The sequence below is a fragment of the Sneathiella sp. genome (assembly GCF_047631475.1).
Taxonomy (GTDB): Bacteria; Pseudomonadota; Alphaproteobacteria; order Sneathiellales; family Sneathiellaceae; genus Sneathiella.
Genome location: NZ_JBLHZT010000045.1, coordinates 1 through 19,451, shown reverse-complemented (window position 1 = coordinate 19,451; position 19,451 = coordinate 1). Strand labels below are relative to the sequence as shown.

The following is a 19,451-nucleotide window of genomic DNA, read 5'->3' as shown; positions in this document are numbered from 1 at the left end:
GTATGCAGGTTATTGTATGCGGTGCCGGGCAGGTGGGTTCAAATATCGCCCGTCAGCTCGCGCGTGAAGGGAACGATGTTACCCTTGTTGATCAAAATGTTGAATTGGTCCGTAAAATTGGGGATGAATTGGATGTTAGGGCCATGGTTGGACATGCCTCTCATCCAGATATACTGGAAAATGCAGGGGCGCGGGACGCGGATATGCTGATCGCGGTGACATATAGTGACGAGGTCAATATGGTCGCCTGTCAGGTCGCGCATTCTCTTTTCGATGTTCCAAAAAAAGTGGCGCGTATTCGTGCGCAACAATATCTGGCTCCTATTTGGTCTGATTTATACAGTCGGGATCACTTACCGATTGATGTGATCATCTCTCCTGAAGTTGAAGTAGCTGAGGCAATTGCCCGCCGCCTTAAAGTCCCGGGCGCTTTCGATACGGTTTCCTTCGCTGATGGTTTGGTGCAGGTTATTGGCGTTCGTCTGGACGAAAGCTGTCCGATTGTTAATACACCGCTGCGGCAATTGACCGAACTTTTTCCGGATCTGAATATCGTCGTTGTCGGTATTTATCGAGAAGGCCGGATGACAGTCCCGACCTCTGATGACCAGATGTTCCCAGGTGACGAAGTGTATTTCGCGGCCGATGTGACACATGTTGCGCGCGCCATGCCTTTGTTCGGTCACGAAGAACAGGAAGCCCGGAATGTGGTTATTGTCGGGGGTGGTAATATCGGGTTGCATCTCGCGCAATCCATCCAGCGGGATATGAAAAATGTTTCTCTTAAGCTGATCGAATCCAATAAAAAGCGGGCCGAATTTATTCAGGATCAGTTGGAAAATACAATTGTTTTGAACGGCGACGCGTTGGATCCGGATATCCTGACAGAAGCCAATGTACGTAAAGCCGAAACGATTGTCGCGCTGACCAATGATGATGAAGTAAATATTCTGTCGTCTCTGTTGGCTAAAGGGCAGGGCAGCGAAACTTCCATCACCTTGATCAACAATCCTGTTTTTACCCGTTTGATGACGTCGCTGGGCGTGGATGTCGTTGTTGATCCGCGGGCGACCACCGTTTCTGAAATTCTGCGCCATGTTCGCCGAGGCCGTATTCGAGGCCTGCATTCATTTCAGGATGGTGCTGCGGAAGTGGTGGAAGGGGAAGCCCTTGAAACCTCGAAGCTTGTTGGTAAGGAACTTCGAAACATTAAATTGCCCAAAGGCACCATTATCGGGGCCATTATGAGAGAGAATTCGGTCATTATTCCCCGCGGGAAGACCGTTATCAAACCAAATGACCGTGTGGTGATTTTTGCATTGAGCAATGCCGTTCGCAAAGTGGAAGAAATGTTCTCTGTCAGTCTGGAATTTTTCTGATCCATGTTACTTGCACCCGTCTTGACAATTTTGGGTTGGTTTCTGTCAATGCTGGCAGCGTTGATGCTGGTTCCCAGTGTTTACGCGGTATCGGATCAGGATATGACTGTTGCGGCCGCTTTTTTTGTCACGGCAATTGGAACCTGTTTTTTGGGGGGCGGTCTGATTTTAGCCAATCGGATGGAGGCCCCCAGACTGAACAGCCGGGAAACGTATTTAACGGCGTTTTTGATCTGGACCGTTGTGCCCGCTTTTGCCGCGATCCCGTTATATTTAAGTGAAGCGGTTGCCAGTCCGTTGGATGCATATTTTGAAGCACTTTCCGGATTTACAACCAATGGCGCTTCGGTTGTTGATAATCTGGATGATCAGTCGCGCGGTATTTTACTATGGCGCTCGTTGATACAATGGGTCGGGGGGTTCGCCTTGATCATCCTGGTCTCAACATTGTCGTCTGCCTTCAACATGCCAGGGAATACACCGCTTAATCGGGCGATTGCCAGAAGTACTCGCCGACGTCTCTCAAGGCGAATACGGTTTGGTGTTCTTTCCATTCTGCAGATTTACGCGTTATTGACCGCAATCTGTATTGTTTTTCTGTGGCTGTCAGGGATGGAACCGTTCTACGCCCTATGTTACGGATTTGGAACCTTGTCGACAGGTGGCTTTACGGTCACCGATCACGGGTTAGAGCTTTTTGGTAATCGCTTTACTGAACTTACGCTGATTGTTTTTATGATTATCGGGGCCATCAGTTTCAGTCTGCATTGGGCTTTTTTCAACGGCGAGCGACGCATATATTTTCAAAATCCGGAATATCGATATCTGATCTATTTATTATTGGTCAGTACCGCCGGGATGGGCATCCTACTGTCGTTTGAGACAGATATGCCGGTACTTTTAACTGTCCGTTATGCCGTATTTAATACGGTTTCTGCCCTTACGACGACTGGCTATACGTTAGCGCCGATCTCTGAATCTGGTGAATTTTTCTGGCCTGTCGGTGTTGTTTTTATGATGTTTTTCCTGATGAGCATCGGGGGATCAACTGGGTCGACCACTGGCGGCATAAAGCTGATGCGGGCCATTATGCTGTTTAAGCAGGGGGTGGCCGAAGTCAAACGTCTGAGCTACCCCACGGCAGTGATTACGTTGCAATATGGGAAAAACAAAATAACTCAGGAAAACGTTTTGTCGGCCTGGGGCTTTTTTACACTATATTGCTTTTCAATCGCCTTTATTTCTTTGGCTCTTGCTTTGACGGGCCTTGATTTTCAGGCAGCTTCTGCGCTCGCCGTTGGAAATTTGGCGAATGCCGGTGCTGCCATCACGCCGCTTGTTGCAGGCGCTGATGGAACCGGCGTCGAGTTTACGTCCTACAGTGACTTGCCCTCGGCCTCTAAGGTCCTATTATGCATCGCTATGCTGGTCGGTAGACTGGAATTTTTTACTATCCTTGCTCTTTTTAGTCCGTCACTGTGGCGGCGTTAATTAAGGTATCGTTATGTCACGAATTGCTTATGTAAATGGTCAATATGTTCCTCACAAAGAAGCTTCCGTTCATATTGAGGACAGAGGGTATCAATTTGCCGATGGTGTTTATGAAGTGATTCCGATTATTGCCGGAAAAATGATTGATGCCGACGGACATTTGGACCGTTTATGGCGGAGCATGAATGAACTTCGGATCGAAGAACCGATGAAACGCCGGCCGATGGAACTTGTTATGCGGGAAGTTTTGCGCAAAAACGGTGTCGAAACCGGGTTGATTTATATGCAGGTTACGCGGGGCGTGGCGCCGCGGGATCATCCGTTCCCGGCAGATGCCTTTCCATCGCTTGTTATGACCGCAAAGAAGACATCCTTGGAAAAGTCAGCGCGTAAAGCGGAAGAAGGCGTAGCCGTTGTTACGGTCCCGGATATTCGCTGGCAACGTTGTGATATTAAGTCGGTGTCACTGCTGCCCAATATTCTGGCCAAGCAGGAAGCGGTCGAGAAGGGGGCGTATGAAGCATTTCAGGTTGACGAGGACGGCATGGTGACAGAAGGCAGCTCAACCAATGCCTGGATTGTTGATCAGGATGGTACCTTGATCACACGACCGACCAACAATTCGATTTTGGCCGGCATTACGCGGGCGGCTCTGCTGGATCTTCTTGAGAAAAACAAAATCAAGTTTGAACTGCGGGCATTCTCCAAAGAAGAATTACTGAACGCGCGGGAGGTCTTTCTTACCAGCAGTTCGTCGTATGTTCAGCCTGTTATAAAAGTGGATGATGTGGTGATCGGCAATGGGAAGCCGGGGAGTATTGCCACGAATTTGCGTACTGTGTTTAAAGAATATATGGAAAATTAGTCTTTTATAGAGTTACGATATAAATTGTTATTATGTCGCTAAAAATACTTTATTATTCTTTTGGGGTTAAAAGACTTGTGTTTTCCAATTTTAGTCCTTATCTGAGGGGATCTTTTTTGCCCTTCAATAAAAGGGCTAATTTAAAAAGTTGATCGTCAGCTTAAAGTGTAAAAAAAGAATTTTAGAATAATCAGGAAAGAGACTGCAAAATGGCCTCTGAAAAATCGCTAAACGTACAGGACGTGTTCCTCAATTTGTGTCGCAAAAATAACGTTGCTGTCACCATATTCTTAGTTAACGGTGTAAAGCTGCAAGGTACCATTAGTGCGTTTGACAATTTTTGTGTAACGTTGCGCCGTGACAAGCATGAACAGCTTGTTTACAAACATGCAATTTCTACTGTCATGCCTGCATCACCAGTGCAGCTATATGATCCATCTGCTCAATAAGCACTGGTCTTATCAGGACAGGTAGAGAGTTAGAACAGGAAAATATGGATTACGAAACAGAGCGCACTTCGCCGCGCTCAGGAGATCGGTCGCTGGTTCTGCATCCCTTTTTGCGAAAAGGGGAAAAGAATCAAATCAGGGACCCTGAAGGATGCTTGGCTGAAGCAGTTTCACTGACAGCCGCCATCAATCTGGACGTAATTCATTCAGAAGTCGTTTCATTGGCGGCTCCTAAACCGGGAACTCTTTTTGGCGAAGGTAAACTTGAAGAATATGCCGATTTTATCAAGCATAACGACATTGATGTTGTTATCATTGATCGGTCTGTTTCCCCCGTTCAGCAAAGAAATCTGGAACGTCGATTGCATGCAAAAGTGATCGATCGCACCGGGCTTATTCTAGAAATTTTTGGCGATCGCGCGCAGACCAAAGAAGGCGTCTTGCAGGTTGAGCTGGCACATCTATCGTATCAGCGTACGCGTTTGGTGCGGTCGTGGACTCACTTGGAGAGACAGCGTGGTGGTGCTGGTTTTCTTGGCGGGCCGGGCGAGTCCCAGTTGGAAATTGACAGACGTCTGATTGACGAGCGGATCGTAAAAATCAAAAAACAACTGGAAACGGTTGTCAGAACTCGCGAACTACACCGTTCAAAACGGAAAAAGGTGCCTTATCCGATTGTCGCCCTTGTGGGGTATACAAATGCGGGTAAGTCGACTTTGTTTAACAGATTGACGCAATCTGACGTTTTTGCCAAAGATCTGTTGTTCGCGACGTTGGATCCAACATTGCGCAAAATTGATCTACCGGGCGGACAAACCGTTATTCTGTCTGATACGGTCGGGTTTATTTCTGACTTGCCCACAGAGCTCGTGGCGGCGTTTCGCGCGACTTTGGAAGAGGTTCTGGAAGCCGATCTGGTGGTTCATGTCCGCGATATCACGCATCCGGATACAGAAGCCCAGAAAAAAGACGTTTTCGACGTCCTGAAACGATTGGGCGTTAATACAGACGACAAGAAGCATTATCTGGAAGTCCTGAATAAAGTGGATCTTCTGGACGAAGAGGCGATGACCCTTCTTCAAAATGAAGTTGACCGCAAGGACGATAAAATTTTGATGTCAGCTGTGTCTGGTATAGGGGTTGATGTCTTTAATGCGGCCATTGAACGAAAGCTCACGCATAATCAAAAATTGCTGAGTGTACGGGTTCCAAGTGACGATGGCGCCTCGCTTTCCTGGATCTATCGACACGGAACAGTTGTCGAACGGATGGAAGAAGAAGAAGCAACCGTATTAAATGTAAAGTTTTCACCAGAAAATCTGGGAAGACTGGAAAAAATGAATGTGGAAATCCTTTAATTTGGGTCGTTTCCTTTAGGCAATGACGCGTGAGGCCGGTAACGTTGCGGTTGCGACTGTCCCTTTTCCAACCTGACTACTCATATGAATTGATCCGTTATGCAGCTTCATCAGCTGGGACGAGATATACAGCCCCAGTCCAACACCTTTTCCCGATGCCAGCGTGGATGCCTGTTCCGCTTGCATAAAGGCATCGAAAACGCGTTTCAATTCGCTTTCCTCAATCCCAATGCCATTATCGTGAATTTCAAAAACCACGTCTCCATTTTCTTTCTTGTAGATAATCAGGGAAATCTGCCCGCCTTTTGGAGTGTATTTCGTCGCATTGGTCATTAAATTGATGATGACTTGCGTCAGACGGTGTTCATCGGCGCAAATAACCGTATCGGCATTTCGGCATTCGATGACCAGTCGCTGACCTTTTTTGGAAGCTTCCAGTGAGAAAACCCGCTCGCAATAATCAGTAATTTTTGATACGGGAAAGGTCGTTTCAAAAAGATTGAGGTTTCCGCTATCGATAGTAGATGCATCCAGTAATTCATTAATCTGGTTCAATAGCCGCCGTCCACTATCATTGATATCAGAAAGGGCGGAAGCCTGACGATCGTTGATGCTGCCATAGACCCGGGCGGACAACATTTCTGAAAAACCGATGATAGCGTTCAAAGGGGTTCGTAATTCGTGGCTCATCGTCGCGAGGAAGTCTGTTTTTGCCTGATTTGCGGCCTCGGCTTCTGCTTGAGCAATGGATAATTTTTCTGTGCGCTCGGCAACCCTTTGTTCGAGGGTCAAATTCAAATTTTTTAGATCCTGTTCTGCCTGAATCCGTTTTGTTACATCTTCTTCGGCGACCACATAAACCTGTTCACCAGAAACCGGATCCCGCCCTTTTTCAACAGTTATACGGTGCCATCTGGGGGCCTGTTGGGTTAATACTTCAACTTCTTTTACGAAAATTGAGTGCTGCTTCAAACTTTTATTCAACTCACTTGTTAGGTCTATATCGGGATATCGATCCGAAAAAGCGACTATTTGGTCTGTTGAAATGCCATAAGCCTTCACAGCCGCAGGATTTTGAACCAGTAGATGACCGTCAAGGTTATATGTGCTGACGAGAAGAGGGGTGTTCCTGGCGGCCTCTAGTATTCGTTTCGCGCGTGGGTCCAGTTCATCTTTTAAAAATGGGGTTGCTTCAATCAGGACCGCGCGTTTGTTTTTTTCCACAAAGATGGCGTGAAAAGTAACAAACACCATTTTTGGAATATCTTTTGGGTATAACGTCCAGTTTTCTTCAACGGTTTCGCCCGTGGCGCATCTTTCGAAGACATCATTCAGGCGGTCTTTCACAACGGGTGTATCTTCTGTCAAATCGATACTGACAAAAGCATCAACGCTATCGGTTTCCCAAAATGCCAAAGCGGCATTGTTCGCCCACCAAAATGCATTTTCGTCAATTTTATAAACCCAGACTAGCGTGGAAAGAAGGTTATAAGACGAGAATTCCTGATGAGACTTGAAATGAGGTAGGGGGGCGTGATCGGCCAAAATATTGCCTTTCAAGCAAGAAAAAGAGGAACTACAGTCAGCGCTGCCCAACTGTTACAATGTTTCTTTCTCTGTTTTTTTTGCTTCATTCCAATAATGGTCCATTTCTTCGAGGCTACTGGTTTCAGGCGATTTATTGTTCTCGCGTAACCTTTCCTCAATATAATGAAAGCGTCTGGTAAATTTTCTATTAGTTTGCGCAAGAATAGTTTCAGGTTCGACGCCAATATGGCGTCCCAGATTGGCGACAACGAACAGGAAGTCTCCATATTCTTCGGCAATACGGTCTGGATTGTCGTTTGCGACGATTTCTGCCCTCAATTCTTCAAGTTCTTCTTTGATTTTATCGAAAACCGGTGCTGTGTCGGGCCAGTCAAATCCTACGCGGGCCGCCCTGTTTTGCAGTTTGATCGCGCGGGTGAGGGCGGGAAGGGTATGTGCGACGTTATCCAATACAGAAAGGGGGCGCCCTTTTTTTTCAGCGGCACGTTTTCTTTCTTCCGCTTTCATTTCTTCCCACGCGATGGTTTGTGCCTCTGCATCTACGATGGATTTTACTCCGAATACATGAGGGTGCCGTGCAATCATTTTGTCGGCGATGGCCTGAACAACGTCGTTAAAATCAAAGTGACCTTCTTCTTTCGCCATTTGCGTATAAAACACCACCTGAAACATTAAATCGCCCAGCTCCGATTTCAGCTCAACCATGTCCTCTTCAGCAATTGCTTCAGCGACTTCATAAGCTTCTTCGATGGTGTAGGGGGCAATTGTCTTGAAAGTTTGTTCAATGTCCCAAGGGCAACCGTTTTTCGGATCCCTGAGTTTTTCCATAATTTCAAGAAGCTGTTCGATAGGGGACGTTTTTTCTTTAGACACAGACACATGCTTTCAGATCAAAATTGGTCAATGGTTGTTATAATGCAGTGTAATCGCCTATCCGTGTCTTCGTAAAGGAGCAGGCACATACTTTCAGCGTGAAACGCAAAAATAGAGCGGATGTTTGTCTTTTTACTAAAGCAGAATGAAGACCGCGGACATTTCAATTCACTATTCATACGACAAGATTGACAGGTTTATAATAAACAGGTCAGATTGTTCAGGCTGGTCTGCTCCAACCCAATCCCACCCTTTCAGACGTTTCGGCTTTCTGTTGCAGCAACCGGTATTGGTAAGACTGATATTAAATGAGTATTTGCAGGACTTTGAATACCTTATTTGTCAGACCACGGGCATTCGAAGTCCGGCGATCGTTGTGGCCTGAATCCAAATTCGACGAAATTTAAGGAATAAGCTACTTCGTTAATTTTTGGCTGGATATTATTGTTTTTATACATAATCTTACACTATGACTGATGAGCTGGACGACGATTTTCAACACAATAAGAAGAAGGTTAAAAAGGAAAAACCGCCTAAGGAGATTTCACCTGCGCTCATTCGGCAGCAAGCCCTGCGTTATCTGGACCGTTTCGCGGCAACAACCATGAAATTGCGGCGCCATTTAATGAACAAATCAAGCAAAGCAATTGAATTTTATCAAACGGATCCAGAGGCGGTTCTGGAGATAATTGACGCTGAAATTTCCAAACTGGTCGATGCCGGAATTTTAAATGACACGGAATATGCGGCAAGTAAGGCGCGTTCCATGGGACGGCAGGGTAAATCCTCATTACAGATCAGTGTAAAATTACAAAGTCTGGGGTTTGAAGACAATGAAGCGGATCGCGCATTGGACCAGTTGCGGGAGGAAGAAGGTTATACAGAGCGTAAAGCGGCTGCAAAATATATTAAAAAGCGCCGCTTTGGGCCTTATAAACTCGACGGTGTAACTAAGGAACGGTTGCAAAAGGAACTGCAGACGCTGGTCCGGAATGGTTTTGACTACAGTTTGTCCAAATCATTGTTGATGATGGAGCGTTGCGAAGAGATTGAAGATATTATCTTCGCCTCTGAATGAACAAACTCAAATAGGTTTCAATCGAGGCAACTGCTTAACAGCAGGGTTAGCCAGAGGATCGATCCTTAACAACGAGCGCAGGACGCTCCATTTTAGCACCTGTTAGAATGCCGATGGTATTGGTTGGCAGAGAGAATTGAGAAAGAGGGCATGTATCGCAAGTTATTCTCATGTCTTGTTTGGAGCCAGCCTTATAGCTTGGACCTGGTAGAAAGCAGGGCTTCGAGAGATAATCTTTAAAACGGTGCGTGGCACGGCAGGTATGGAAATTGTCGCCTGAGCGTCCCCAATGTCGAATGCTGAATGAGATTATCCAGCAAACAATATGATTTGGTCCGCTATATGGGTTTGAGGGTTCAGCTAGAACAATAGATTAAGAGGAGAGCGGAGTTCTGATATGGATAATTAACTCAGATAGTTGATACAAATTTTTGCGTATAATTTATATTATGGAAAATATTGAAGTCATATCTGACACATTATGGGAAGTATGTATACCAAACACTATTTATCCACTGTAATCGTTGCGGACGTTTTCTGTTCCTCTCCCTAAGATCTTTCAGATTCTGACCCAAACCACATCTTGGGATTACGCTCAGACTTGACCGTAATCCCATGGAAACGGTTCTTCAATGCGATGTATCGTCTTAACAGATTGCACAATTACTGGCGCCGGTGACTTGCCTTGATAGGCCGCAGAGCCAAGGCCAATTCATTATTCATTGCGGCAAGAAAAATAGACAACCCGAAAAGTGGTTATCGCAAATAAGACAAATACTTGACGGACTGTATTTAATATACCGGATGAAGATCACGGTGAACCTTCATTGGGTGGTTTACGCTAATATATGCGGATCTATTGGTCGATGGTTATTTGCTGACGAACCCGTCCCATGTGGCCATATATTTTACAAATGTGTCGCTCAGCCCTTGTTCTGCAAGATATGCTTCGCTCACTGGTAGCTTGGCACTTTCAAAATCAGTGTTGTTCTGGATTTGCTCAACAAAATCGTGATGTAAGATACCTGCCCGGCCAGCCATCACAAAATCGGCCCCCATGTTATAGGCCAGTTCAACATCGGCAGCAGACATGATTTTACCGGCAACCGTCAATTTTACTGACTTGCGGTCAAGCTCGGTAAAATAGGACATGAGTTTTTTGCCTTTGAAGGCTTCTTCTTCTGGTTCTTTTTTGAAATCCCACAATGAGACATCCAGAAAGTCTATCTTCTCTTCGTCGAAAAGACGTTTAGCCGTGTAAAGCGCGTCTTCCAGCTGCATTCCGAACCGTTCAGGCGATAAACGGACACTAATGTTGAAATCAGGCCGACATTTTTCACGGATACCATCGACAATTTCAAATATGATCCGAGCACGGTTTTCGGCTGAACCGCCATAATCATCGGTTCTTTGATTAAGGGTGGCACTTAAAAACTGGCACAATAAATATCCATGAGCCCCATGGACTTCAACACCGTCAAAGCCCGCTTTTTCTGCACGAAGAGCTGCCTGAATGTAATTTTCAATGACAGATTTCACTTCCTCCGTGGTCAACCCTCGCGCATTAAACTTGGCTTGGTCACTCGCGGATACAGGCTGAGTGCCGGTATGCTCTTCTGCGGCCCGCATACCCCCATGAATAAGCTGTACAATCGCAAGAGACCCCTTTTCTTTTAGTCCCTTAGCGAACTTGGTTAATCCAGGAAGCATGTCGTCATTATGGATACCAAGCTGTCCGGGAAAGCCTTTGCCGGACATTTCAGTAAAGGCCCCGCAGGTCATGGTCAATCCAAAACCAGCGTTTGCCCGCATGGTCAGCCATTTATATTCTTCATCGGAAAGCCGCCCATCATCATGGCTTTGCATATTTGTGATTGGGGCCATCGCCAGTCTGTTTTCGATATGGCTGCCATGATTGAAGTTAAGCGATGTGAATAGGTCTTTGTTCATTTTCGAACCTTTAAATCTTTGAATATTGTCTTTGCGCTTTTCTCAACTTAAGGAGCCCCCTTCTATTTCGCAACGTTGTTTGTCGATCCAGTGAAGACGGTCACATAACGTGAAAAAATCAAGTTTGAGTCGGATGGTCAAGAAAGCGGCTTCATTATTAGGACAAATTATTATATGACTAGTGTCATCTAATTGATAAATTCAGAGACAATAATCAAATGCAGAGCCAATCCTTTCTTGAAAAAGTCGCGGCTGTTCGGTCCTTCTCCCGCTTTTATACGCGTAGAGCCGGTATTCTGAATGAAATGCTTCTGGACAGTAATTTCGGCTTAACAGAAGCCCGTGTTCTGTACGAAATACATGAGCGGCGGCAAACAACTGCAAAAGAGTTGGCACATGATCTGGATCTGGATCCGGCGTATGTCAGCAGATTACTGACAAAATTCGGAAAACAAGGCATTATTGCGCGAAAAACCGACCTTGAGGATAAAAGACGGCAAATTGTTGTTCTTACTGAAAAAGGCGACCGAGAGGCAGAACAACTGGACCAACAATCAAGCGCGTTGTTCAGTGTAATGATCAACAATCTGAATGAAGATCAGCAAAATGCGCTTTTGCGGGCCATGGGGTCCATTCAATCTCTTCTTGGAAAGTCAGATTTGGCGACGCCTTCCCTCGTATTGCGAAACCATCAACCAGGGGATATGGGCTGGATCATCAGCGCCCATGGGCGTTTATATGCAGAAGAATACGGGTGGGATAACAGTTTTGAAGCTTTGGTCGCCCAAATCGCATCTGATTTTATAACTCATTTTAAACCGGATCGAGAGGTCTGCTGGATCGCGGAGCTTGACGGAAAGGTTGTTGGTTCGGCCCTGATTGTTGAGGAAAGTTCGGATACCGCCAAACTCCGTCTGGTGATAGTTGACCCAGAAGCAAGAGGCCATGGTATCGGCGTAAGACTGGTCGAAGAATGTATGAATTCAGCGAAAGAATATGGGTATCGGCATATGTCGCTTTGGACGAATGCGAACCTACTTGCCGCGATTAACATATATAAAAAACTTGGATTTACATTAGTAAAAGAAGAAGCGCACCATAGTTTCGGTAAAGATCTGATTGGACAGAACTGGAGCCGGCCGTTATGAAGGGCTTGCCGATTGTTGCGGCTATACTGACGGGCCTTCAGGTGGGCGCAGCATTGGTTGCATCCAGCTATGTGATTGACCAAACCACACCGGCAACACTGGCTGCCCTTCGTTATTTTGTGGCATTTCTATTTTTGTTTCCTGTCATGTTGCTGTTTTCAAGGCGGGCATTCGACGTAATTGATATCGTCCCGATTTCGGCATTGGGTGTCGTGCAGTTTGGTTTTCTGGTCGCCCTCCTGAATTACGCCGTGCAATTTCTTCCCGCCGCACAGGTTGCTCTCATATTTTCAACCTTCCCCTTGCAAACATTGATCCTGTCTGTGCTGTTGGGGCGCGAAACACTTACGCTATTAAAAGCGATTGGAGTACTCTTGACAATTCTTGGTGTTGGGGTTTCCGTGATTGATAAACTGACGTTAAACATTCCGCAGGAAACGGAGTATTTCGCTATACTCGCGGCCTTTCTGGCGGCATTCTCCGGGGCTCTCTGCAGTGTTCTATATGCCCCTTTTTTGCGGAAATACCCGGCTCAAAATGTAAGTGTTCTAGCAATGTTTGCATCGGTACTGGTGCTTGGCGGATATGCCGTTTTAGTGGACGGTCTGCCCTCCATTACGGGCATAAACACAATGGGTTGGTGGGTTATTCTGTTTATTGGCTTTAGCAGTGCCGCGGGTTACTTCCTTTGGTTATGGGCGCTGAAATATCTTTCTCCTACAAGGGTGACAATTTTTCTGTCACTCGGGCCGATCAGCAGCGCGGTCTTCGGATATCTTCTGTTAAGCGAAGCGATCACCTTCTACCTTTTTGGCGGCATTCTTTTTGTGATTGCCGGGCTTATATGCGGTTTTTACCAACGACAAAGCGTTTCCTGAAAACCGCCCCAAATTCTGCGGGTAAATTGATCTGCATTCCCGGTTTCTAAAATCATTGTTTCTTAGGTATTTCGTGCCTAAACTACGGCTGGCCTATTAATAATAAGAACGAAAAAACGTGACCTATAAAAATAAACTTCTTCCCCTGGAGGATTTCTCCCTTTCCTACTATGAATGGGGCGATCCGCAAAACCAGACCCTTCTTTTTATTCACGCAACCGGCATGCACGGATTGGTTTGGGAAGCGGTAATTCAACAGCTTCAATCTGACTATCATATTATTGCGGTTGATCAGCGCGGGCATGGACGCAGTCAGTCGGACCGGTATTTGCTGGATTGGTCCGTGATGGGAAATGATGCCATTAATTTGATTGAAAAGCTGGATCTGAATGACATTATCGGTGTAGGACACTCCATGGGCGGGCATGTAATGCTTCAGGCCGCCCTGTCAGCACCGCGACGGTTCAAACGCCTTGTCTTGATCGATCCGGTTGTCTTTCCATTGGAACGCTATGACACCCTTTCCGACTTTGAGAAAGGACATCCGAAAGACAATCCTATTGCCCGCCGCAAAAACGATTTTTCAGACTGGCGCGATATGTATGACATTTTTCGGGCCCGTGTCCCCTACTCTGACTGGCAGCCTGAAATTCTGGAAAATTACTGCCGCTATGGCGTTGTTCCGGCAAAAGATAACCCGTCAAGGGTCAGTCTCGCCTGCCCTCCGGATATCGAGGCCTCTGTTTATATGGGCCATTGCAGTGTCAATCTGCACAATGTGTTGTCTCAATTGAAATGCCCTGTATTGGTTTTGCGGGCCCGTGGCAGGCGTCCTGATGCTACCCATAAAATCGATTTTTCTGCGTCACCTACAGATGAAAATCTGGCACATGCCTTTGAAAATGGTCGGGATGTCTGGCTTCAACATTTAAGCCATTTTATTCCGATGGAAGATCCGGCATTAACAGCGGAATATATTGAAGGTCGGCGCTAGGATCCGTCTTGCGGGTAAACCGTTTCATTTATATCCTTGTTCTGCCCTTTTGACGGAAAGGAAGGAAGATGGCCGTAGATATTGGTTTTACACATGTTGCCCTTGCGGTTACGAATGTGGATAAAAGCATTGGATTTTACAAAAAATACGCCCAAATGGAACCGGTTCATCAAAGGGCCGATCCAGAAACGGGTATGCGTGTTGTCTGGCTTTCCGATAAAACGCGTCCCTTTGTTCTTGTCTTAATCGAAGAAGAGACCGCAGATCCTATTCTCAAGCCCATTGCGCATTTAGGGGTTGGATGCCCGTCCGAGGCGGATGTAGACGCGTTCTGCGACTTGGCCAGAAACGAAGGAATTCTTAAGATGGGGCCAACACGGTCGGGCCCGCCTGTTGGCTATTGGGCCATTATCAGCGATCCTGACGGGCATTCTCTGGAGCTGGCCTATGGACAGGAAATTGGTTTGATTACGCAGCAGGAAAAAGACGGATAACAAAAGGGAATTTCTCCGGCGTGTAACAAGGGCTCATGAAGGCTGAAATTAGCTATGCCCGGTCAAACACCTGCAATGCAAGGACAGCAAAAAAGAAGACGTGTTGATTAATGCTGAATAAAGAATTTCCATTTCTTCCAGACCGAAACTATGGTCTAGATCTGCGCACTGTTTTCTGTCCGTGAAAGGCCCAGATGGTTTTACACTTTTTACAAACTCCAATAATCCGCCGGTTTCTGGGCGCCATCCTTCTTTTTCCTGTCATTTATTTTGGTATCGCTGGAGTGCTGATTATTTCACAGTGGCCCGACGATCTGACGACAGGGACCAAAGGGTTAGACTTTTCTAAAGTTACCAGCAAAGCAGCCGTAAACCCGCCCGCGCCTGACATTCTTCCCATGCGGGATGGTTACTCGTTGCCAGTACGGATATATGGTCGGGAAAATCAAGGGCCCCTTGTTGTCCTGATCCATGGATCAGGTTGGCATGGACTTCAATATCACGCTCTGGCGACCGAATTATCTAAACGGGCGGTTGTTGCCGTGCCTGATTTGCGTGGCCACGGGGCGGCACCTGAAAAACGGGGTGACGTTGATCATATCGGGCAATTTGAAGAAGACATGGCAGATATGATTGACCATATTCAAGCAGAAGGTCAGCAGGTTATTGTTGCCGGGCATTCTTCGGGCGGCGGTTTGGTTGTTCGGATGGCTGGGGGATCGTATAAAGACCGCATGGATAAAGCTATTTTGCTGGCCCCTTTTTTGAAGTATGACGCCCCGACGATGCGGCCAAATTCAGGTGGCTGGGCCTTTGCCTTGACCCGGCGACTAATCGGGTTAAGCATGCTCAATCAGGTTGGAATTAAAGGGTTCAATGACTTAACGGTTATTCAGTTTGCGATGCCAAACAGCGTTCTGAAGGGGCCACTTGGCCATACGGCAACCCCGTCTTATTCCTATCGCCTGAACGCAAGCTATGCGCCGCGAAATGACTATCTGGATGATGTTAAGCAACTTCCCCCCTTCCTATTGTTGGTGGGAAAAGAAGACGAAGCCTTTATCGCAGACGCTTTTCAGCCCTTGCTCAGCAGCGTTTCGGATAAGGGTAACTATCATCTGATTGAAGGGGTTGGGCATTTGGATATTGTCAATAACAGCCGTGCCCACGAACTGATAAAGCAGTTTATTCAATAACAAAAATAAAACGTTGTTATTAAATGTTTTTTTAAATAAACGCGTCTGCCAATTATCGAGCCAGACGCGCTTCTATTCATGGGCTTCAAGCGGATAATATGCCGTTCAGCCGTTGTTGGATAATGGCTTCAGCATCCGCCATAATCGTATCAACGAGTTCCTGACAGGTTGGAATATCATGGATAAGGCCCGCGACCATGCCACAACTCCAGGCACCGGCATCCATGTCCCCTTCTTGCATGACCTTTGGATAGACACCACCTACAAGCTCTTTAATATCGTCAATGCCAAGGCTCGCGCCTTTCTCACGTTCGATTTCAACAATTTTTTCGACGGCTGGGTTGGCCAGAACCCGTTCTGTGTTCCTCAGCGGGCGCATAATCAGGCGTGTATCTAATTCAGTTGCCTGAACCAATGCGTCTTTAACATTTTGATGTACCGGCGCATCTTTTGTTGCAATGAAACGGGTTCCCATATTAATGCCGTCCGCGCCCAAAGCCAGGGCCGCAACCAGTTGCTTACCATTTCCAATACCGCCAGAGGCAACAAAAGGGATGGAAAGTTCCTCCGCTGCCCGGGGAAGCAGGATCATATTTGGAATGTCATCTTCGCCGGGATGCCCACCACATTCAAAGCCGTCAACGCTGACTGCATCACAGCCAATTTTCTCGGCTTTTAACGAATGGCGAACAGACGTGCATTTATGAATAACCTTGATACCGGCCTCTTTCAATGCAGGCATATAGGCTTCTGGGCTTCTGCCCGCCGTTTCAACGATTTTCACGCCGCCTTTTACAATTGCTTCAATATATTCAGGATAAGGCGGGGCTGCAAAACCGGGCAGGAAGGTCAGATTTACGCCAAACGGTTTGTCGGTCATATCATGGCAGCGAGCGATTTCGTTGGCCAGATCGGCTGGCGTTTTCTGGGTCAGCCCCGTAATAATGCCAAGTCCCCCGGCATTTGAAACAGCTGCGGCCATTTCCGCAAAACCGACAAAGTGCATACCACCCTGAATGATAGGATGTTGGATACCAAATAATTCTGTGATTTTTGTTTTCATTTTCAGCTCCATTTAGCTACTATTATTGTAGTTATTGAACGCAATAATGGGGCGGCAATTCAAATTTGTCACCCGTATAAATGCATCATCCGGTATTTCAGCCAAAAGGGTGGAGGAATTTTCATTGAGCAAAAAGGATTTTAAAGATCTGAATTGCAGTATTGCACAGACATTGGACCAGATCGGAGAACACTGGACCTTTATGATCCTGCGTAATGCCTTTATGGGAATTCGTCGGTTCGAAGACTTTCAGCAGCAATTGTCTATTTCACCAACGGTTTTAAGTCAGCGGCTTAAGAAACTGACAGAAAACGATATTCTTGAAAAACGGAAAAGCAAAACAGATGGCCGCTCTGTGGAATATAAGCTTACTGAAAAAGGGTTGGATATTTATCCAATTTTGATTGCGCTGATGGATTGGGGCGAGAAATATGCGCCCTCCTCCTGTGGGGAGCGATTGCTCCTCGTTGACCGCCATGATGGAAAGCCGATCGGCCCGGTGAGCGTCCTCGCCCATGACGGGCGCCGTTTATCGGCACGTGATGTGCAGGTTCTTCCAGGTAATGGAGCCGATGAACCTATGATCGATCTGGTCCATCACAGAAAGACTTTTACACAATAAAATCAGTCCTTTGAAAGATCCAGCTTCATGCCGACATGAGAGGCTTTGAAGCCAAGGTTTTCATAAAACCGATGCGCATCCTGACGGGTTAAATCCGTTGTTAGCTGCACCAACTCACAATTTGTCGTTTTCGCATGTTCGATCGCAAACTCCATCATTTTACGGCCAAGGCCTGATGATCGGATCGATTTATCAATCCGCACCGCTTCAATTTGCAGGCGGCTCATCCCTTTTCTGGAAAGACCAGCAATCTTGGTCAATTGCATGCATCCGATGACTTTTCCGTCGCTTTCAACAACATACTGTTCGTTGCCCATTTGCTGCTGCATCTGGGAAAAGGCATTCATATAGAAATCTGGCAACGGGTTTTCAGCCTGTTCCCGAATTGCGCCCAACTGATCGTCTGCCAACAGATAGACAATTTGCAGAATGTCTTCTTCTGTAGCCTGCCGGATTATAAAGTCAATGTCGCTCACGTAATTATCTCCATTCCGTCATAAGCAGGTTCAACCCCCGCAGGGAGTTCTTTTATGAGCGTCTGATAATCCAGATCAACATGCATGTTTGTCAAAATTGCCCGGCGCGGCTTCAGGCGCTCAATCCATTTCAACGCCGTTTCCAGATTAACGTGGGTTGGATGGGGAGTGTAGCGCATGGCATCGACAATCCACGTATCAACACCTTTAAGAATATCAAAGCCATTGTCATCCAGATTGACCAGATCGTTTGAATAGCCGATATCCCCCATTCGGAATCCAAGACTGATAACACTGCCATGGTCCTGATCGAACGGAATAAAGTTGATATTGCCAATATCAAATGGGCCATCGATGAAATGTTCTTCAAGAATTGCAGGATACGGGCTACCATCCAGTTGCTTGAAACAATAGTCAAAACGGCGCATCAACACATCAAGTGTAACCTTGTTCCCCCAAACCTTCACGCGCTCCCGATTGCGAATGGCCAAGACACGCAGTTCATCGATCCCGTGACATTGATCTGCATGTTCATGGGTCCAAACAACCCCATCCAGTTTACCTACCTCTGCATCCAGTAGCTGATTTCTCATATCCGGTGAAGTATCAATGAGAACCTTTGTTCCCTCATTCTCCACCAGAATACTGCACCGACTGCGCCTGTTTTTCGGCTCGTTCGGATCACAAGCCCCCCAGTCGTTCCCTATCCGAGGAACGCCGCCTGACGTTCCGCATCCTAAAATTCTTACTTTCATCAATCTTCTCGTTGAATTTTATTAAACAAAGCAAAGAAATTCTGCGTTGTAATGTTCGCGATTTCAGTCTGACTAACTTCTTTTAACTCGGCAACCTTGGCCGCGGTATGGGCGACGAACGAGGGTTCGTTTGTTTTTCCCCGGTTGGGAATAGGCGCAAGATAAGGGCTATCTGTTTCGACCAGTAATTTGTCCAGCGGAATTCTCCGAACATGATCTCTTAAATCCTCAGCGGCCTTAAAAGTGACAATTCCCGATATGGAAATAAGAAATCCAATTTCCATTGATTTTTCAGCAACTTCCCATCCAGAGCTAAAGCAATGAATAACGCCCGTAAAAGGGCCTTTCGCATATTCCTCATGTAGAATATCAATGGTGTCCTGATCCGCGTTTCGCGTATGAACGATTAATGGCAGGCCGGTTTCCCGGGCGGCTTCGATATGAATTCTGAAAGACTGTCTTTGAATTTCGCGGGGTGAATGCTCATAAAAGTAATCAAGGCCGGTTTCACCGATGGCCACTACTTTTGGATGGTTGGCAAGATCTACCAGTTTTTGAACAGTGATATCACTACCCTCTTCTTCAGCTTCATGAGGATGGATCCCGACGGAACAATGAATATTGTCATGGGCTTCTGCAATAGCGCGGACCCCGTCAAACTGGCGCAGTTTAGTGCCAATTGTCAGCATATGACCGACATTTGCCAATTCGGCGCGTCTTAACACATCATCCATTTGTGATGATAACTGCTCAAAATCGAGATGGCAGTGACTATCAACAAGCATAATTCATCCTTGATTATTTATTTTCGGGCCGTGCTTAAAAACAGATCCA

Annotated in this window: 19 protein-coding genes; 12 read left to right on the top strand and 7 right to left on the bottom strand. The window is 46.5% G+C overall.

The features are described 5' to 3' along the window. Nucleotides 1-2: 2 nt before the first annotated feature. The 5 genes from trkA (at nt 3) to hflX (ending at nt 5,542) form a co-directional block, all read left to right on the top strand. On the top strand, nt 3-1,379 hold the full coding sequence (gene trkA / locus ACJAYR_RS15210; RefSeq protein WP_415237393.1) for a Trk system potassium transporter TrkA: 1,377 nt from the start codon (nt 3-5) through the stop codon (nt 1,377-1,379). A 3-nt stretch (nt 1,380-1,382) separates the two neighbouring features. Beyond that, nucleotides 1,383-2,870 carry a TrkH family potassium uptake protein gene (locus ACJAYR_RS15205; RefSeq protein WP_415237392.1) on the top strand — a complete coding sequence of 496 codons (1,488 nt, stop codon included), beginning with the start codon at nt 1,383-1,385 and terminating at the stop codon, nt 2,868-2,870. Nucleotides 2,871-2,883: 13 nt separating this feature from the next. Further along, nucleotides 2,884-3,735, top strand: a complete 852-nt coding sequence (gene dat / locus ACJAYR_RS15200; protein WP_415237391.1) for a D-amino-acid transaminase — start codon at nt 2,884-2,886, stop codon at nt 3,733-3,735. Nucleotides 3,736-3,944: 209 nt separating this feature from the next. After that, nucleotides 3,945-4,184, top strand: a complete 240-nt coding sequence (gene hfq / locus ACJAYR_RS15195) for an RNA chaperone Hfq (RefSeq protein ID WP_169545542.1) — start codon at nt 3,945-3,947, stop codon at nt 4,182-4,184. A 44-nt stretch (nt 4,185-4,228) separates the two neighbouring features. After that, entirely contained in the window at nt 4,229-5,542 is a 1,314-nt protein-coding gene (gene hflX, locus ACJAYR_RS15190) for a GTPase HflX (RefSeq protein WP_415237390.1), read from the top strand. A gap of 15 nt (nt 5,543-5,557) precedes the next feature. Here the strand turns inward: hflX and ACJAYR_RS15185 are convergent, their stop codons facing one another. Next, entirely contained in the window at nt 5,558-7,087 is a 1,530-nt protein-coding gene (locus ACJAYR_RS15185) for a sensor histidine kinase (RefSeq protein ID WP_415237389.1), read from the bottom strand. 54 nt (nt 7,088-7,141) lie between these two features. Next, entirely contained in the window at nt 7,142-7,963 is an 822-nt protein-coding gene (gene mazG / locus ACJAYR_RS15180; protein ID WP_415237388.1) for a nucleoside triphosphate pyrophosphohydrolase, read from the bottom strand. A 469-nt stretch (nt 7,964-8,432) separates the two neighbouring features. Here mazG and ACJAYR_RS15175 point away from each other — a divergent pair, with 469 nt between their 5' ends. Then, complete coding sequence (locus ACJAYR_RS15175; protein WP_415237387.1) at nt 8,433-9,041, top strand: regulatory protein RecX; 609 nt, start codon at nt 8,433-8,435, stop codon at nt 9,039-9,041. Between the two features lie 870 nt (nt 9,042-9,911). On the opposite strand, the gene ACJAYR_RS15170 is transcribed toward ACJAYR_RS15175, so the two are convergent. After that, nucleotides 9,912-10,991: an NADH:flavin oxidoreductase gene (locus ACJAYR_RS15170; RefSeq protein WP_415237386.1), complete on the bottom strand. Its 1,080-nt coding sequence runs from the start codon at nt 10,989-10,991 to the stop codon at nt 9,912-9,914. 218 nt (nt 10,992-11,209) lie between these two features. On the opposite strand from ACJAYR_RS15170, the gene ACJAYR_RS15165 reads away from it, so the two are divergent. From ACJAYR_RS15165 to ACJAYR_RS15145, 5 genes are all read left to right on the top strand, one after another. Next, a complete protein-coding gene (locus ACJAYR_RS15165) occupies nt 11,210-12,139 on the top strand; it encodes a bifunctional helix-turn-helix transcriptional regulator/GNAT family N-acetyltransferase (protein ID WP_415237385.1) in 930 nt (309 codons plus the stop codon). Further along, complete coding sequence (locus ACJAYR_RS15160) at nt 12,136-13,017, top strand: DMT family transporter (RefSeq protein ID WP_415237384.1); 882 nt, start codon at nt 12,136-12,138, stop codon at nt 13,015-13,017. The genes ACJAYR_RS15165 and ACJAYR_RS15160 overlap by 4 nt, the downstream gene beginning before the upstream one ends. Before the next feature lie 118 nt (nt 13,018-13,135). Further along, nucleotides 13,136-14,011, top strand: a complete 876-nt coding sequence (locus ACJAYR_RS15155; protein ID WP_415237383.1) for an alpha/beta fold hydrolase — start codon at nt 13,136-13,138, stop codon at nt 14,009-14,011. Between the two features lie 68 nt (nt 14,012-14,079). Next, nucleotides 14,080-14,505 carry a VOC family protein gene (locus tag ACJAYR_RS15150; protein ID WP_415237382.1) on the top strand — a complete coding sequence of 142 codons (426 nt, stop codon included), beginning with the start codon at nt 14,080-14,082 and terminating at the stop codon, nt 14,503-14,505. A 194-nt stretch (nt 14,506-14,699) separates the two neighbouring features. Beyond that, complete coding sequence (locus ACJAYR_RS15145; protein WP_415237381.1) at nt 14,700-15,701, top strand: alpha/beta hydrolase; 1,002 nt, start codon at nt 14,700-14,702, stop codon at nt 15,699-15,701. An 85-nt stretch (nt 15,702-15,786) separates the two neighbouring features. Here the strand turns inward: ACJAYR_RS15145 and ACJAYR_RS15140 are convergent, their stop codons facing one another. Next, nucleotides 15,787-16,764: an NAD(P)H-dependent flavin oxidoreductase gene (locus ACJAYR_RS15140; protein WP_415237380.1), complete on the bottom strand. Its 978-nt coding sequence runs from the start codon at nt 16,762-16,764 to the stop codon at nt 15,787-15,789. A gap of 124 nt (nt 16,765-16,888) precedes the next feature. Between ACJAYR_RS15140 and ACJAYR_RS15135 the strand changes: the two genes are divergently transcribed. Next, nucleotides 16,889-17,386 (top strand): winged helix-turn-helix transcriptional regulator, encoded by a 498-nt coding sequence (locus ACJAYR_RS15135; protein ID WP_415237379.1) that lies wholly within the window; start codon nt 16,889-16,891, stop codon nt 17,384-17,386. A 2-nt stretch (nt 17,387-17,388) separates the two neighbouring features. On the opposite strand, the gene ACJAYR_RS15130 is transcribed toward ACJAYR_RS15135, so the two are convergent. Genes ACJAYR_RS15130 through ACJAYR_RS15120 form a run of 3 tightly spaced genes read right to left on the bottom strand, consistent with a single transcriptional unit; the run spans nt 17,389 to nt 19,402 of the window. Continuing rightward, on the bottom strand, nt 17,389-17,862 hold the full coding sequence (locus ACJAYR_RS15130) for a GNAT family N-acetyltransferase (RefSeq protein WP_415237378.1): 474 nt from the start codon (nt 17,860-17,862) through the stop codon (nt 17,389-17,391). After that, nucleotides 17,859-18,617, bottom strand: coding sequence for an MBL fold metallo-hydrolase (locus ACJAYR_RS15125; protein WP_415237377.1), 759 nt, complete (start codon nt 18,615-18,617; stop codon nt 17,859-17,861). The genes ACJAYR_RS15130 and ACJAYR_RS15125 overlap by 4 nt, the downstream gene beginning before the upstream one ends. Beyond that, entirely contained in the window at nt 18,617-19,402 is a 786-nt protein-coding gene (locus tag ACJAYR_RS15120) for a TatD family hydrolase (RefSeq protein WP_415237376.1), read from the bottom strand. The genes ACJAYR_RS15125 and ACJAYR_RS15120 overlap by 1 nt, the downstream gene beginning before the upstream one ends. Nucleotides 19,403-19,451 lie beyond the last annotated feature (49 nt).